Origin of the sequence: Photobacterium satsumensis (genome assembly GCF_050336935.1) — a bacterium.
Taxonomy (GTDB): Bacteria; Pseudomonadota; Gammaproteobacteria; order Enterobacterales; family Vibrionaceae; genus Photobacterium; species Photobacterium satsumensis.
In genome coordinates, this window is sequence record NZ_JAKJSK010000010.1 from 101,677 (window position 1) to 117,663 (window position 15,987).

The window sequence follows — 15,987 nt, forward strand, 5'->3', positions numbered from 1 at the left end:
GAATGAATGTCTGCCGTAAACTACGGTGACGTATAAATTTTTATGGGGTAATCTTAATTCCACGATGTGAATAAGGTTAATGGCGGCGGTGAACAGGATTTGCTGGATTATGACAAATTGTGAATAGCTGCCTCCTGTGCTAACGTTTTATAGAACACTAAATAAGACATAAAGAGAAAGAAATGAGTCATCACGTACTTGTAGTAGAGGATGAAATTGTTACCCGTACCAAATTGGTTGGGTACTTTGAGAATGAGGGATATAAAGTCAGTCAGGCCGAAAGTGGCGCGCAGATGCGTGAGGTAATGGCCAGTGAAAAAATCGACCTGGTAATGCTCGACATTAACCTGCCGGGCGAAGATGGCCTGATGCTAACACGCGAGCTTAGAAGTCGCTCAGAAGTCGGTATTATCTTGGTGACAGGGCGTACAGACAGTATTGATCGTATCGTCGGATTAGAGATGGGTGCCGATGATTATGTCACCAAACCGTTTGAGCTGCGTGAACTGCTAGTACGCGTAAAAAACCTGCTATGGCGTATCTCTCTGGTCGAAAAAGCACGTGATGAAACCATTGTTGAGATGCAGGAAGATAGCATTATTCGCTTTGGTGATTGGCAGTTTGATATTAACAAACGTGCGCTTACGCACAATGGTGTACCGGTAAAATTGACCAAGGCCGAGTATGAGTTGTTGGTGGCATTTTCTTCACACCCTAATGTGGTTTTAAGCCGAGAGCGCATCCTAAATATGCTAAGCCATCGTGTAGAAGCGCCGAACGATCGCACCATTGATGTGCTCATTCGCCGTATGCGTTCGAAGATGGAAATTGACCCGAAAAACCCACAGATTTTTGTGACGGTTCACGGTGAAGGTTACATGTTTGCAGGTGACTAATTACTCGGCATTGATGCAAAGATGATTTGAAATATTTTGTAATAATTAGGCCGGTATCCATGGGGTAGCGGCCTTTTTCATGCTTTTTTATCGGTACTTATGTTGATCTTGATCAAGAAATGTTGCGCTATGTTAATAGCAAAAAAAGTCTCTCAAATAAGACGTTCGCATTTTAGTTTGCGCTAAGTGGTTAAAAGTTAATGTTTGGTTGCATTGCAGGGTTTGAGTTGTTGGTTTTTCAATGCTCTAAAGTATCGGTACCTTCTAGATGAAATGACTGTTTGCTTGTAATTTGAGCTGCTGAAAGGTGGTTTATTGATCGGTTGATTGCAGGTGGGGATTTTTCTGGAGGTGGTTGTCTACTTTTCACGCAGGCTATGAAGAAATATGAATTCTATTTTCTAGCGGCAGAAGAAAAAAAGCCTGATTTTAATCAGGCTTTTTCAGTGAGTGTAAGCGCCGCCATACCAATTTAGAGTGTGACTTGATGATTCAAAATACTCTCGGTTAGCGTGTTGATTTTAGGGAAACTGATCAAACTCTGCTTAGCGATGTCTTTTTGCTCTTCCAATACGTCTTTCAGTATTTGCTCTGTGGTTAGCGGGTTAGCCAGCACAACGCGGAAGACGGTTGTGAGTCTACGATCCCATGCTTCTGGTGTGATACGGGTACGGGACACAAACGACTTACCCGATTCACGTTGGCGTTTCTGGATGAATTTGGTCATATCATCAAGGGCTACCAATAGCTCTTCACGTTGCTCGGGATCGGCAAGACGCAGGGCTTTTTGAGTACGAGCGGGTGAATACCGGTAGGTCAGTAGGCATAACTCAGGCTCGGAAATTAGCTCAAAGTCAGGGTGCTGATTGATCAGCGAGGCAAAATACTGGGCTTTTTCGATACTGGTGTTAATCAGCATTTCATAACCCGGCCGGCTGATGATATTGAGGCTGGCATACAGTAGCATCGCCATCCCGCTTCTTGAGCCTTCCAGCGTATGGCTACCTAGATCTTTTGAGCCTTTACGCAAGATGTACTCAGCATGATGCTCGATAGCTGTCATCAAGGCTGGGTTTTTAAAGATGACCATCCCCGCGCCCATAGGGACATACAGTTGCTTGTGAGCATCAATGGTCACTGAGTCCGCACGCTCGATTCCTTTTAACAGTGACCTGTACGTGTTGGACATCAATGTTGCGCCACCCCATGCGGCATCGACATGGAAATGGCAGCCATATTCTTGCGCCAGATCAGCCAGATCCTCAAGCGGGTCGATATTACCTGTTTCCGTTGTACCGGCCACACCGACAATCGCAAAAGGTTTGATGTTTTGCTGCTTAAGCTCGTCAAGCTTGGCGCGCATCTGGTCGACACACACTCGGTTGTGGCTGTCGGTCTTGATTGGGATCAGGCAGTCTCTGCCAAGACCGAGTACATCGGCGGATTTTTTAAGAGAGTAGTGACCACGTTCCGAAACCAATACGACCAGATCCTCATAGCCGTAGTGCTTCATCGCTTTGAACAGGCCTTCTTGTGCTACCCCCTTGAACTTACCATCAGGCTTTAGTGCACTGTTTCTCGCAACCCAAAGGGCTGTGATGTTAGCGATAGTACCACCGGAGCAAAAGGCGCCCAGAGAGTGGTTGGCGCTGTGCATCCACTGCTGGTAAAAGGCGTCTTTCTCCTGGTAAATCAAGTTGTGAAGCATCCCCAATACCTGCCGCTCCAATGGCGTAAATGCCTTGGAGGTCTCGATCTTTACCAGGTTTTGATTAAGGCCGATCATAATTTTAGACAACGGCATCAAGAAATAGGGGAGGGCCGAGGTCATATGGCCGATAAACGTCGGTGCAGAGGTGTGCACAGACTGGGCCACCAGTTTGTCCAATAGGAAATGGGTATGATCAGATACAAAGCTCGGGCGCTCTGGTATATCTGCCGACGAGAAGTCTTTTTCGATTTCTGCCAAAGGCTTTTCGCGGGCTGCTATATGCGTTTGCAAAAACACATTTAGGTTTTCTGAAATCTCTTTTTCGATCCGACCTAAGGTCGACTCGGGTGCTTCCGGCACTGTAAAAATGCGATGCAACGACTCTTGGGTTGCATCGGCTTTTTTGTAATCCACTACTGCCATAACGATTAATAACTTGTAACTATTTCGGCAAATTGAAGCTAATTTAATGCAATTTGCCGCCGCTGTCGAAAAAAATTAAAACCGGTAGTTCATACCTACGGTGAAAAGTAAGCTTTCTTCATCATAAAAACTGATGTTTGAATTACCTTGGTTATAGCCTATTAGTGAGACAAAATTCCAGTTTTTCCAGCCCATAGGCTCATCATATTGTGACGCAAGGAACATACCCCACTTGTCATCTTGTTGTGTACGCTCGAAAATTGGGTTTTGCTCATCAAAGTCAACGTAGTTATAGCTGAATGTGAGAGCAAAGCTGGCTTTGTTGACTCGCTGTACCACACCCAGCTCTGCGCCGAAGCTGTCACTTGCCATTGCGTCGCCTTGCGCATCGTTACGGGTATAACTGATGGCTGATCGTAGGAATTGTGTTCGGCTAATTGGCATAAAGTGGCTTAGCTGGGCAAAATAGATATCAGATTGCCGGTCGAGTGTTTTTTTCTTTTCATCGGTCAGGTGGTCTTGGCTAGCACCGCTGGTTTCTTCATCAAGATCTTGGTTTCCCCCTGACAACTCCAACGAGAAGTTGCTGCCAAGGATCTGGTTATACTGGAAACGCAGCCCTTTGATTTTACTGTCTGTTTTCGTTCGTGCTTGGTCTAGCAGATAAGGGTCTTGCCAGGTTTCAGTGGTTAGCAAGCCCGGAACATAGCTCACAACCAAGGTTCCTTTATCTTCAAGCTTGTGCTTGTAGCCCAATTCAACATGGAAGCGGCCGAATGCCAAATCTGAGCGGCTGGTACCAAAGTAAACCTGCTTGTCTAGGGCTTGATTGGTATAGCTAATGGTACCGAGCGGGGCAACAAGGAAGTCACTTTCTTTATCAGCCTTACCATACTCATCGATGGTGCTGTCATCGGTATTAAACGGAGAGCGGCTTTCTGAATATCCTGTAAATAGGGAGATATCAGCATGAAAGCCTGCAGACCATAGCTGCGGCTGGTTAGCGTGTGCATAACTTGAAATGCAAGCTGCAGGTATGAGAAAGAGTAATGAGCTCGCGTGCCGGGTTATCATATTGGTTCCTGCCTAATTAAGGGTTTATTGCGAAAGTAGGTGAATTGACCATAGCAAAAAACCGTTAATCATGTATGAATCTGCGAAGGTATACAATTGAAAAACATAAGATATTAGCCCAATTAATATAAAATTTTTATTGGGCATCAGGCGTTATGCTTACTTACACTCGATTTCAGCAATCGCCGCCATTTTTTCGTTATAGGCATTGAGTGGCTTTTCGATATTTCCCGGATGGGTGAGCAGCTCGGCAAAAGCACTACGTAAGGCGTAGTTCTGCGGGTGAGGTTTACTCTGCCTGTCATCAAAGGCCAATTTTGCCGCTTCGCCTAACTCAGAACCTTGTTCTTCAGATAAGGCTTTAACATCTTGTTGCGTTAGGTTCAGCCATGACTCAACCGGCAGAGAAAGTGCCAGTTTGTCCTTGTCATTGGCGAGGTACCAGTCGAAGGCATCGCGGTTTAATTCGAAGTGATGTTTGCGGCCTTCAAGGAACCATTGGCCGACCTCGTTGAGGTTTGGCTCCTTTTCTACCGCCAATTCAACCAGGTTTTCATACCAGTTGAGAGAGGCGTCAATGTACTGATGGTATTTTTCACTTTCGCAACTGGTCGATGAAGCAAAAGTGATGGAAGGAATAAGTGCTGTTGAGAGTATAAATGCTGCTAACTTCATTTCTGTTCCTTGATGATTTCTCTTTCATTGGGCTGTGAAAGTTATAAGGCGGCGTATTGTTTTACTGTGCTTTTATCTGCCGCTATCTCCTGAATTCCCGATTGTAGCTATCTGATTGCCATAAGGAAAAGGATTCTTTACGAGAATGGATCATTGTTAACATAATTAGGAGCAAAAAAACAAGGAGGCAATGGCCTCCTTGTTCAATCGGTTAAAGTGAGCGGATTATTTGCTCTGCTTGTTCATCGCGACGGAAATACAGTAAGCTGCGCCGCCCCATGTAATGCCCAAGCCGAAAAGCATCATAATAATTGCACCTGTTGTCATAGCTTTGCCTCCTGCTGTGGCTGTGGTTTCGATGAAACATTGATAATAACGGCAACAACAAACATTGCTGCCACTAGGCCCCAGCCTAACATCAGAAGATCAGAGGCTGCGTAACCGCCGTAACCTTCATTGAATGTATTAACCAGGTTGGTACCCAGAATAACCGCCAGCATTGCTGGGCTTAGGAAGCGGATACAGATTTCAAACCATTTACCGATGCTGAACTCAGAGATGCCGTTTACATAGTTACGGATATCAGACACTTTCAGTAGCCATGCAATGACGACAAGCTCAACAAGGCAGCTAGCCAGAAGGGCAACGTTGTTGATGAAGTAGTCAACCAAGTCAAGTAGCAGTAGGCCGCCATTGGTGGCAAATGCCATCGAGACAACAAAGCCAATACCACAGACTAAAGAAGCGGCGAGCTTACGGGTGATTTTTAGCTTGTCGATGATAGCTGAAGTAACCGCTTCGATTATCGAAATGTGCGAGCTCAAACCGGCAACGACCAAAGCCAAGAAGAACAGTGGGCCTAAAATGTACGGCGCGGGTAGTAAGTTAATCGCAGCCGGGATGGTAACAAACGCCAAGCCAACACCGGCCGACACCACTTCAGTAATAGGTTTGGCTTGTTCTTGCGCCATGTAGCCCAATACTCCGAAGATCAATACACCTGCAGTGATAGAGAAGCCACAGTTGATGAGTACTGTCATAAAGGCGTTGTTATTGATATCAGATTTCTCAGGCAGGTAGCTGGAGTAAGCAATCATGATGGCAAAGCCGACACTCAGGGTGAAGAAGATCTGACCGTATGCCGCAGACCATACCTTGGCATCCATGATCTTACTGAAATCTGGTTGGAACAGGTAATTCAGTCCATCTAGCGCACCTGGAAGGAAGGCAACGCGGGCAATCAATGCGATGACCATGATAAACAGCAAAGGCATCATGATCTTACTTGCGCGCTCAATACCACCTTTGACACCGGTAAAGACTGCAGCAAAAGTGATCGCCCAAGCAATTGCCATCGGGATAGCAATATGACTTTGCAGGCTACCTAACTGGCTAGGACTGTTATCGCCTAGCTTCAGATATTCGCCAAAGAAGAAGGCGTTGGTATCCGTGCCCCAACTTTGAGTGAATGAGTAGCTTAGGTAAGATATCGCCCAACCGATAATCGCCACGTAGTAAACGGCGATGATTGCTGCGATAAATACTTGGAACCAACCCAGCCACTCAAACTTTAGGCCGAGCTTGGAAAAAGCTCTTGGTGCGGCACCACGAAGCTTATGACCAAGGCTGAATTCCATGATCATAAAAGGGATACCGGCGGTGAGCATGGCAAAAAGGTAAGGGATAAAAAAGGCGCCACCACCATTTTCGTAAGCCATATATGGGAAACGCCAGATGTTCCCCAGGCCGATTGCAGAGCCTACTGCCGCTAGAATAAATCCAGCGCGTGAGCCCCATTGTTCTCGTTTCATATACATCTCCTTATGTACTGCAAATCACTATAGAAATAGGATTAGTCAGAGAATTATTCCAATTAATATCAATACTTAGCGCGAGAATTGAAAGGTAAGACCACGCTGATGGAATGAGATTAACTAGAGTGGATATGTAAAGCAATAGAGAGTAGGGTTGTGAAAATATAATTGGGTAGTTGTTAATTTTTGGTTTTGCTTGAGATCCTAGTCAAGAAAACTGTGAGCAGCTTCTTGCTGGTGTAAAAAACTAGCTCGAGAGAAAATGCGTGGTTGGAAATATTATTTTACAAATCCATTGATTAAGTCTGCATCTTGGCCAATTAATAGCGAATCCACACACCAGTGTGTAAATTCACTGGTGTGTAACCGGTAAATGGCCTAGTAGTCAAAATGCGTAGGTAAAACCAAGATTGGTTTGGAATTGGGTCATCCACTCAGAATTCACCCTGATGTTACACGTCTGATTGCCTTCAGGTAGGTTACAGATAGTGGTGGTGTCACTTTCCATCAAGTTTACTAGCCAACGCCCTTCGAATAAGACAGAGAAGTTTTGGCTAATTTTATATTCTAACCCACCTAAGAAGCTGCCTGAAAAGACAAGATCTTGATCACTCCAGTCAGCATCGACAATAGTGGCACCAATACTGGCTCCAGCAAATGCATTAAAGTGTTGAAAAGTCTCGAAACGCAGCGAGCTTTGAAAGTGGACATAAGTCAAAGAGCCAGAATCAGTAAAGGTTTCATAATCCGTAGGTTGGTGGCTGACAAATAAGCCCACACGACCCTTGTCTAGGTCGGTCTCGATAGCCATGGCATAATGAGGATCATTTTCAGGCTCAATATTAACGCCATTATCATCAGTGATTGAATTGGAGAAAGTGTAGCCAACATAGGGTGTCACATAGATAGTATTGGCCGTCACCGTATGTGATACCGTTAACAATCCTGCGAAAATTAAAGATAAATGACCTGTTTTCATACCATTACCCAATAGCGCAAACATAAAGATAAGTGTGACAGCTTTCTTATATTATTGCTTTTTCATTAGCCAGAATCTTGAACTCTCCCTAAAATAGAGTTAACAATTTGTTAATCACCTTGGAAGGGATGGGGTTTTTATGGACTTTGAATTGAAACTAGCTGTGTTCACTGCAATTAGCATCATGACTATCATTATGGGCTTTGGTATAGTGTCAGTTACTGCGTAACCTATTAATAATGAAGTGAAATATCGATCAGGTTAAGTTTTTATTTAACTAGGGACGGTATACTACCTGTACAAGATTCCTGTAGTACGTGAGTCAGGGGTATGACAAATCATTTACCGTTTAGCTTAAAGGCATTCGATTTACCTTTAATTAACAACTTTTCGCGCCAGTTACTCAATGCGGAAAAGACAAAAATCGCGTTAGTTGTACAGGGAGGGGGGCAACGCGGCATATTTACTGCCGGGGTATTTGATGCTTTTCTGGAAAGAGGCTTCGACCCATTCGAGCTTTATATAGGCACGTCTGCTGGTGCGCTAAACTTATCTTCTTATATCAGCCGCCAACCTCGTTTCGGTTATGACTTCATTGTTAATTACACCACTGACAATGAATTTTTCAATTTATATAAGTATCTAAGTCAGCAGAAACCGATGAATCTCGATTGGGCTCTGGAAGCCGTTCGTCCCCATGGTTCTCTACCGTTAGATGTTGTTGCTGCAAGGGAGGTGCTGCGTCATCGACGCGCGTTTGCTTGTGCCACCCGTAAAGACACGCTGCAAGATATCTACATACCCATGTACCAGGATAACTGGTGCGAAGTCTTACGGGCATCATGTGCAATACCTGTGATCTACAACCAACCGGTTAACTTCGACGATTTGGAGTGGGTTGATGGTGGAGTCAGTGCTGCCGTACCGGTGAAGGAAGCTTGGCTGCGCGGCGCTGATTTGGTGATTGTGGTCAGAACTGAACCCGTGTCATTGCCTCAAGATGAAAGCAGCCGGTTTGATGATTGGCGAGGTAAGGTGGAAGTAGCGCTTCCTGATTATATTGACCGGCTGAGCTTAAATGAATCTTTGGATAAGGTAAAAGCACTGCACGGAGAACTGACGACGAAATTCGAGAGTTTGAAGCTGAACTGGCGTGACAAAGATCCTGAAGCTGAATCCACAGGTAGAGGTAAAAGCTGGAGCTTACTCTCGGCTGATAACATCGAGCGATTCCTCGCACTGACAGGCAATAATAAGCGGCTCGAGGTGATAGATATGCTTAATCGCTATTATACCACCTACCAGGGGGCACATGAATTTATGCTTTCTCCACCCGAAGGTTTACAAATCATTCAAATTGCACCAGAAAAAAGTTTGAAGAGTCGAGCATTGTTAAGCAGTAAGGACGATCTGGAGATAGATTATCGTGAAGGTAAACTGATAGGCCGTGAATTTGTCTCTCATTTTGCCGATATATTAAATGAGACTTCGGCTTTAAGACGATAAACGACGTTTTTCGAGTACAAAAAAGGAACGCCATAGCGTTCCTTTTTTCATTAGCAAGAAGTACCAGCGATTAAGCAAGTACGGTCTGTAGCCAAGGCCAGCCTTGTTTCTTACGGCTTAGCGTGTTTTCCATCATCAGCATGCCATCTTTAGCATGAGTATCTAGCACATCGTTCCACTCACCTTTGTAAAGTAGACGCGTTGTGCTGGTAGTGATGTCAGTTAGCATCAGAGCGGCCATTGCTAGACCTTCTTCGTCACAACGACGCTGAAGATCAGCTTCAAGCTCTGCAATCATGTCTTCAACTTGCTCAAGAGTCGCAAGTTCGATTTGACCAACAACAACATTACGCTCTTTAAACGGGTATGCTTTTAGGTCTTTTTCTACTAGTTCAGCAGCAGATAGGCCCTGGATGTCAGTTTTAGCGATCAGTAGCTCTTTGATGAACAGGTCTAGATCTTCAACACCCGCTAGTGGAGCAAGCTCAGCCACTGCATCTTTGTCTTTCTGGGTACACGTTGGAGAAGCAAAACCAACAGTATCGCTCAGGATTGCAGACATCATCAGGGTCGCTAGCTCGCGTGTGATTTCTACGTTTTCCATCTTGAATAGGTTGAACATGATGGTACATGTACAACCAACAGGCCAGATCCATGCTTCAAGTGGGTTAACCGTCATCACGTCACCTAGACGGTGGTGGTCAACAATACCGACGATTTCAGCATCAGCGATGTCATCCGGTGCTTGTGCTAGATCAGAGTAATCAACTAGCCAAACTTTCTCGCCAGCAACACCCGTACACATTTCAGGTTGATCAACACCGGCTGTTGTTAGAATGTGCTGTGTTTCGCGGTTAATTTCACCTTGACGAACAGCTTTAGCTTCAACGCCACGAGCTTTAAGAAGAGCAGCACCAACAAGTGCTGAACAGATGCTATCGCTATCAGGGTTTTTGTGACCAACTACTTGAATCATGTCGTTTCCTTTACTGCGTCAATCACTGCTTGTTAGCAGTAAGACTAATTAATTTATCCTGAGCCTGTTTTGTGACAGGTGCTACAGGAATGTAACCGGGCAATTTTAGAGTTTCTGGCAAAAATAACAATTGAAGTTGCGCAAAAAATTCTTGGTTGGTTAATATCGCAGCTAAATTAGCGAGCTTATACCTTTAGATCTTGTTGTAAATACTGGTGAAATTCTTTAAATGGCATCGGTTTGGCAAAATGGAAACCTTGCATCAAGTAGATATCACGCTGATGCAGATATTCAACCTGTGCCGCTGTCTCGACCCCCTCGGCAATCACTTTTAGCCCAGCATGTTTGGCAAACAGGATAATAGAGTCAAGAATATTCGACTTCAGATCGTTGGTACCAATAGTGTCGATAAACATTTTATCGATTTTCAATGTATCGATTGGCAGGTTTTGCAGGTAGCTAAAACCGCCATAACCGGTACCGGCATCATCGAGTTTTATGGATATACCAAAATCAGTCAGCTGTTGAATAATTGAACGGGCTTTTGCCAAATTCTTGAACGGGATCCGCTCTGTTACTTCGAACGCTAACCGATGGGCAGGGACTCTTCTTTGCGTCAGTAAGTTGATCGTGGTGGCAAGGAATTCGTCATCTTCCAGTTGCTGTGGCGTAACGTTAATACTGACATAAAAATCGGCATCAGCAATGAGCTCGTCTTGAAAGTGGTCAATAACGAGTTCAAGCAGGTAAACCGTCAACAGCTTAATTTGCCCATTGTGCTCCGCAATAGGAATAAACTGGTTAGGTGAAATGAGCTCCCCATCAGGCCGTTGCCAGCGAATTAACACCTCGCAACAGGTCATCTTTCCAGATTGGGTATCAATGATTGGCTGATAAAAGGGGATGAACTCTTTTTTTAATAAGCCGTGCGCTATCATCTCTTTGAGTGTTCGCTCAGGCGTGCGGTATAACCCAATCAGCAAGCAGCCAGATAGCAGCATAAAAAACAGTAATAGCTGAGTGATAAATAGATCATTTTCTGTCACGTAGCTAATCCCACTCTCTGTCGCATAGACATTGAACGCGTAGTTGGGGCCAAAACCTTTTCTCGCAATGTGGAAATATTGCTCAGCCCCCTGCATAGGATAAACCTGAATTTCTTCGCCATCTCGGCTCAAGGTCATTGCTGTGCAGTTTTTGCAAACTTCACTTTGCGTGAAGACATGTTGTACCGGCTCAGTGATCAGGATCAAGCTCGCTTCGGGAAGGCGGTAGTGAACTTTAAGGCGGTGGTTATGATAAGGGGCGACGTCATAGCTAAAGTCGACAGTGTCATACCCAATAACACGACTGCTTTTGTCAAAGTCTTTGATCAGTGGAACGTTGTTTCCGTAGACAGAGCAATGGCCTGTTGCGGTCTGGAGTTCTAGCAGCTGAATACCGGTTGATTGCTCAATAGTCTCTCGTAATAACGAGATATCTTGCTGGGTGCAGGTGAAGTTAAGTCCCGTTATGAGCTCTTGTAATTCGCGCCCAACATTCAGGTATCTTTCTTGGTAGAATATATGGATGTTTTCGAGCCGCTTTTCGACTTCACTTTTGAACAAGTAATGGCTTATCGGTTGTGAAGACATAACAATAGCGGTAGCACCCAGTAAAAAGACCAGGATTGGGAATCGCCAACGTAACCAAAGAGTCATGTTCATCAAAAGGATATGAGTTGTTCAAAAGGGCGCTATTGAAACATAACTTTATTGGATATAACAGGGGGGATACATTGATTGACGGCAAAAAATTGCAGTTGTGTAATAAAGGTAATTGCTTGTTATCTACAACGCATTGATTAGCAGATATATCTTTATATCCATCCCATAAAGGTGTATAGGTAATGATTCTTTATAGGGGGTTGAAATGTTATTGCGAATGTTGCCTATCGTTGCAAGTTTTTGGTTACTAGCGGCACACTTCTTACGCTATGGAGCATGGGTACCATGCCTGTTATTAATAGCCTTTCCACTGTTGCTCATTCTTCGTCATCGCCTGGTTCCCTATATGATGTCTATAAGCTTAGGGCTAGTCGCGTTGAAGTGGTTGCAAGTTACCTACAGCATGATCACAATCCGTTTGATGATGGGGGATGATTGGTTACGGTTGTCGGTGATCATGGCGTCGGTCGTCTGCTTTACTTTGATGTCTGCGTGTATTTTCCAGAGCCAAAGGTCAAAAGACTATTATCAGGTCAGTACCCATTAAACCCTGTTTAAGTTGTGGTTTTTTCTTTTGTGTTGTTATGTTATAACATAACCAGTGGTGGGATCGATATTGCTCTGATAACCAGCAACCTATGCCTTTACGCTGTTTTAGTGCAATAATTTTAGATATCATTACGGGTTATACCCAAGTGACTTCACGTTGAACCAAGTTTCTTGAAGTTACTTGGGTATAACAACCCGAGTTATCAACCCGAGTTAAAGAGTAATACCTTAGCGATAGCGGTACCATTGAGTATTCAACTGCTGGGTGTTGTGTAAAGAATAGTCAGTCAAACAGCAAGCCTGTAGCCTTAACTGTGAGGCTTTGTATCGCTCTGATTGCCGCTGCTGATTTGTCTGTAGAAGTACTTAGGAACAACATGGTTAAAGTAAGGGCCCGTGTGCCTTTTAAAGTCGGTCAAAGAAGTGATATTCCTGCTGAACTGCTTTCATTTAACGGGTTAGAGTCAGGCAAAGAGCACGTTGCCGTGATTTTCCAAAATGCCGATCAGCGTTCTATACCGCCACTTGTACGCATGCATTCTGAATGCCTAACGGGTGATGTTTTTCATTCATCGCGTTGTGACTGTGGTGAGCAGCTAGATGAAACCATCGAAAAAATGGGCGAGCAGGGCGGTGTTCTACTGTATCTGCGTCAAGAGGGACGCGGAATCGGTCTTTACAACAAGATTGATGCTTATGAATTACAAAGTCAGGGTATGAACACCTACGAAGCAAATAATCACCTAGGATTTGGTGACGATCTTCGAGAATTTTCTGAAGCCGCTTATATGCTGGCTGCGTTGGGCTTGAAAGAAATTCGCCTGATCACCAATAATCCGAAAAAGATCCGTGAGCTTGAGGCTCTGGGTATTGTGATTTCAGAAGTAGTGGGTACTAAAGCGCATGTTAAAGATGGCAACGAAAACTATCTAAAAACCAAAGCTGCACACGGTAAACACCGTTTCCACTTTGATTGATTTGCGCTCAAACGTCTACCAAACCCTGCATACGCAGGGTTTTTTTTGCGTAGAATTCGACTTTTTATTCACTCAATACTCGTCGTCTAATTTTTTTGTGGTTCATTCACGGTAAAAAGAGAAGCAAAATATCGTATAGATCCATTATTTTTTCTAATGCGATTGATAATAAACAATCGTGCTACAACATAGTCTAACTGCTTGCCATAATTACTGTTCAGCTATAATATCTCGATTAACTTTTCAGGGGTTGAATCTAGTAAAGAGCACCTCCTCAAGCGTATATTCTGCGTCAACTCCAAAAAATAGCATTAAATTTCACTTGTTAATGAAATTCATCAAAGATGACGCAGCTTCCCAATATATTATTCTGTAATGAGGATACCGGCTGTGAAACAGCAATCACCTTCTTCAAGCATGGCACGATTGTTATTTCTAATAATCATTCTTGCTGCTGTAGGGCAAATGACCCAAACCATGTATGTGCCTTCTATTCCTGCAATGTCGGATTTTTTCTCAGTTAAATCGGCATACCTGCAGGCGGTTATGGCAGCGTATTTGATCCCTTACGGCTTGTCACAATTTATCTATGGACCGTTATCTGACAGGATAGGGCGTCGCCCAGTTATCATTGTTGGTATGGTGATCTTCTTAGCGGGTTCTATTGCAGCACTGCTTTCACCTAGCTTTGAATGGTTCCTCGTTGCGACTTTCGTACAGGGGATGGGTACTGGCTGTAGTGGCGCAATGTGCCGTACTGTCACTCGCGATTGTTTTGACGGTGAGCAACTTCACCGTGCAAATAGCTTGGTCAGTATGGGGGTGATCTTCTCACCGCTTATCGCACCAGTGCTGGGAGGTTTCCTTTCATCTGTATTTGAGTGGCAAGCAAGTTACTGGTTCTTGTTGATTTTCGGTACCATTGTCACTATCGCGATGATGTTCATGTTTACTGAAACATTACCGAAAGAGAACCGCCGAAATGAACGAGTCTTGGTAAGTTATCGCTATGTTCTTGGCAACCGCCGTTTTCAGGGGTATGTACTTTGCCTGATTGCCACATTTGCTGGTATCGCCGTGTTTGAAGCGGCTGCAGGGGTATTGCTGGGCAGCGTGCTTAAGCTGGATCCAAAGACGGTAAGCTTGCTGTTTATTCTGCCTCTACCGGGTTACCTTGCGGGGTCTTGGCTATCAGCAGTACTGGCTAAACAAATTGGTAATACTCGGGTGATGTATTTGGGTATGCTAGCGATCATTGCAGGTGCATTGGCTATTTTCATTCCTGGTATGGCGGGATTGGTCACTGTAAGCTCTTTGATCGGCGGTGCTTTTGTTTACTTTATCGGGGCTGGTGTGCTATTCCCTGCAGCGACCACTGCAGCTATCCAACCTTTTCCACATCATGCTGGAACAGCAGGAGCTGTATTAGGGGGGTTACAAAACCTTGGTGCAGGCCTGGCGACATTAGCTGCATCCATGATGCGAGCAGAAGATCAGTATAGCTTGGGTGCTGTAATGGTGGTGATGGCGATACTGGTTGTGCTGAGCTTATTGTGGGTACGCCGCAGTGACCATCATGACACCCCTGTTTTGGTATAGCCCAAAAGACAAATAAAAAGGCGGAGCCATGAAGATGGCTCCGCCTTTTTCACTATTGTGACTTAATTTTGCTTAGTCACGCTTCCATAAAACGTGGCAAAATTTGTTGTCAGGATCACGGCTCACAAGAAGGCGAGCGAAAACATCGTCTAACTCGTCATTTTCTTCATTTACCAGACCAACACGCACTTCGGCATATACTTCTTTGTCAACGTCAAAGCCGACGTGCTCTGCCCAGTCATCTTTCGTTTCAACTAGCTCAGCAGCACCGCGCTCGTCGAATTGCATAGTGAAAAGCAATACGTCGGCAGGCTCAAGGTTATCAGAAGCCATCTCTAGGAAGATGTCATAAGCGGCATCGATAACGTCGTCATAAGAAATTAGGTTTGGTGTATCCATGAACTCTATCTGTCATTGGTTGATTGAAAGGGCAGTATACCCAAGCAATATGAAGGTGCAAGTTTCAGCTTTTTGCCTTGAAATAAAAAAGGGAAGCGCTTGGCTTCCCTTTGATAACTACGTTGATATTAGTTAGTCAGCACGGCCCATGAACTTACGTTCTTGGACATTGACCTTAACCTTTTCACCTGTAGAAATGTATTCAGGTACTTGTACTGACAGGCCAGTTGCAAAGCGTGCTGGCTTAGTACGAGCTGATGCTGACGCACCTTTAATTGAAGGGTCAGTCTCTTCGATAACCAACTCAACTGATGAAGGCAGCTCTAGGCCTGCTGCTTTTTCATTAACCAGAATGACATGAATACCTTGGGTATCTTCATTGATGAATAGCATTTCATCAGCAATATCTTCAGCGTTGAAGGTGTACTGCTCGAAGCTTTCTGTATCCATAAAGATGATGTTTTCACCTTCAGCGTATGAATAAGCGACTGCGTGCTTAGTCATTTCAACAGTATCTACCACATCATCAGCTTTTAGGCGTTCGTCAACACGGTGGCCTGTCGCTAGGTCGGTACAACGCATTTTGTAGATTTTTGTACCGCCACGGCCGCCAGGTGTTGTAACTTCAATATCTTTGACTAACAGCGTTTTACCGCCGGTTACAATGACAAAACCTTTCTTTATTTCACTAGCTCTTGGCATG

General features: G+C 44.5%; 15 protein-coding genes. 5 read left to right on the forward strand and 10 right to left on the reverse strand.

The features are described from left to right. Window positions 1–182: 182 nt before the first annotated feature. Window positions 183–896: a two-component system response regulator TorR gene (gene torR / locus L4D79_RS20495; RefSeq protein ID WP_428653810.1), complete on the forward strand. Its 714-nt coding sequence runs from the start codon at window positions 183–185 to the stop codon at window positions 894–896. A 472-nt stretch (window positions 897–1,368) separates the two neighbouring features. Here torR and panP read toward each other — a convergent pair whose 3' ends face one another. The 6 genes from panP to L4D79_RS20525 all read right to left on the reverse strand — a co-directional run bounded on the left by panP (window position 1,369) and on the right by L4D79_RS20525 (window position 7,572). Continuing rightward, window positions 1,369–3,030 (reverse strand): pyridoxal-dependent aspartate 1-decarboxylase PanP, encoded by a 1,662-nt coding sequence (gene panP / locus L4D79_RS20500; RefSeq protein WP_428653811.1) that lies wholly within the window; start codon window positions 3,028–3,030, stop codon window positions 1,369–1,371. Window positions 3,031–3,105: 75 nt separating this feature from the next. Beyond that, on the reverse strand, window positions 3,106–4,104 hold the full coding sequence (locus L4D79_RS20505; protein ID WP_428653813.1) for a DUF2860 domain-containing protein: 999 nt from the start codon (window positions 4,102–4,104) through the stop codon (window positions 3,106–3,108). A gap of 159 nt (window positions 4,105–4,263) precedes the next feature. Beyond that, window positions 4,264–4,779 carry a hypothetical protein gene (locus L4D79_RS20510; protein WP_428653815.1) on the reverse strand — a complete coding sequence of 172 codons (516 nt, stop codon included), beginning with the start codon at window positions 4,777–4,779 and terminating at the stop codon, window positions 4,264–4,266. 225 nt (window positions 4,780–5,004) lie between these two features. Next, window positions 5,005–5,106 carry a MetS family NSS transporter small subunit gene (locus L4D79_RS20515; protein ID WP_107348747.1) on the reverse strand — a complete coding sequence of 34 codons (102 nt, stop codon included), beginning with the start codon at window positions 5,104–5,106 and terminating at the stop codon, window positions 5,005–5,007. Beyond that, window positions 5,103–6,590, reverse strand: a complete 1,488-nt coding sequence (locus L4D79_RS20520) for a sodium-dependent transporter (RefSeq protein ID WP_428653818.1) — start codon at window positions 6,588–6,590, stop codon at window positions 5,103–5,105. The genes L4D79_RS20515 and L4D79_RS20520 overlap by 4 nt, the downstream gene beginning before the upstream one ends. A 388-nt stretch (window positions 6,591–6,978) precedes the next feature. Further along, a complete protein-coding gene (locus tag L4D79_RS20525) occupies window positions 6,979–7,572 on the reverse strand; it encodes a hypothetical protein (RefSeq protein ID WP_428653820.1) in 594 nt (197 codons plus the stop codon). 330 nt (window positions 7,573–7,902) lie between these two features. Here L4D79_RS20525 and L4D79_RS20530 point away from each other — a divergent pair, with 330 nt between their 5' ends. Continuing rightward, window positions 7,903–9,078, forward strand: coding sequence for a patatin-like phospholipase family protein (locus tag L4D79_RS20530; protein ID WP_428653822.1), 1,176 nt, complete (start codon window positions 7,903–7,905; stop codon window positions 9,076–9,078). A gap of 70 nt (window positions 9,079–9,148) precedes the next feature. Here the strand turns inward: L4D79_RS20530 and L4D79_RS20535 are convergent, their stop codons facing one another. Beyond that, the gene (locus L4D79_RS20535; RefSeq protein WP_428653824.1) at window positions 9,149–10,054 is read right to left on the reverse strand and encodes a manganese-dependent inorganic pyrophosphatase; all 906 of its coding nucleotides are present in this window, start codon (window positions 10,052–10,054) and stop codon (window positions 9,149–9,151) included. Window positions 10,055–10,239: 185 nt separating this feature from the next. After that, complete coding sequence (locus tag L4D79_RS20540) at window positions 10,240–11,754, reverse strand: EAL domain-containing protein (RefSeq protein WP_428653826.1); 1,515 nt, start codon at window positions 11,752–11,754, stop codon at window positions 10,240–10,242. A gap of 352 nt (window positions 11,755–12,106) precedes the next feature. Here L4D79_RS20540 and L4D79_RS20545 point away from each other — a divergent pair, with 352 nt between their 5' ends. From L4D79_RS20545 to emrD, 3 genes are all read left to right on the forward strand, one after another. After that, on the forward strand, window positions 12,107–12,307 hold the full coding sequence (locus tag L4D79_RS20545; RefSeq protein ID WP_428653829.1) for a hypothetical protein: 201 nt from the start codon (window positions 12,107–12,109) through the stop codon (window positions 12,305–12,307). Between the two features lie 379 nt (window positions 12,308–12,686). Next, entirely contained in the window at window positions 12,687–13,286 is a 600-nt protein-coding gene (locus L4D79_RS20550; protein WP_428653831.1) for a GTP cyclohydrolase II, read from the forward strand. Between the two features lie 417 nt (window positions 13,287–13,703). Next, window positions 13,704–14,885, forward strand: a complete 1,182-nt coding sequence (gene emrD, locus L4D79_RS20555) for a multidrug efflux MFS transporter EmrD (protein WP_428654099.1) — start codon at window positions 13,704–13,706, stop codon at window positions 14,883–14,885. Between the two features lie 72 nt (window positions 14,886–14,957). Here the strand turns inward: emrD and L4D79_RS20560 are convergent, their stop codons facing one another. Beyond that, complete coding sequence (locus L4D79_RS20560; RefSeq protein ID WP_255042716.1) at window positions 14,958–15,284, reverse strand: HI1450 family dsDNA-mimic protein; 327 nt, start codon at window positions 15,282–15,284, stop codon at window positions 14,958–14,960. Window positions 15,285–15,416: 132 nt separating this feature from the next. Further along, complete coding sequence (gene efpL, locus L4D79_RS20565; protein ID WP_428653834.1) at window positions 15,417–15,986, reverse strand: elongation factor P-like protein EfpL; 570 nt, start codon at window positions 15,984–15,986, stop codon at window positions 15,417–15,419. Window position 15,987 lies beyond the last annotated feature (1 nt).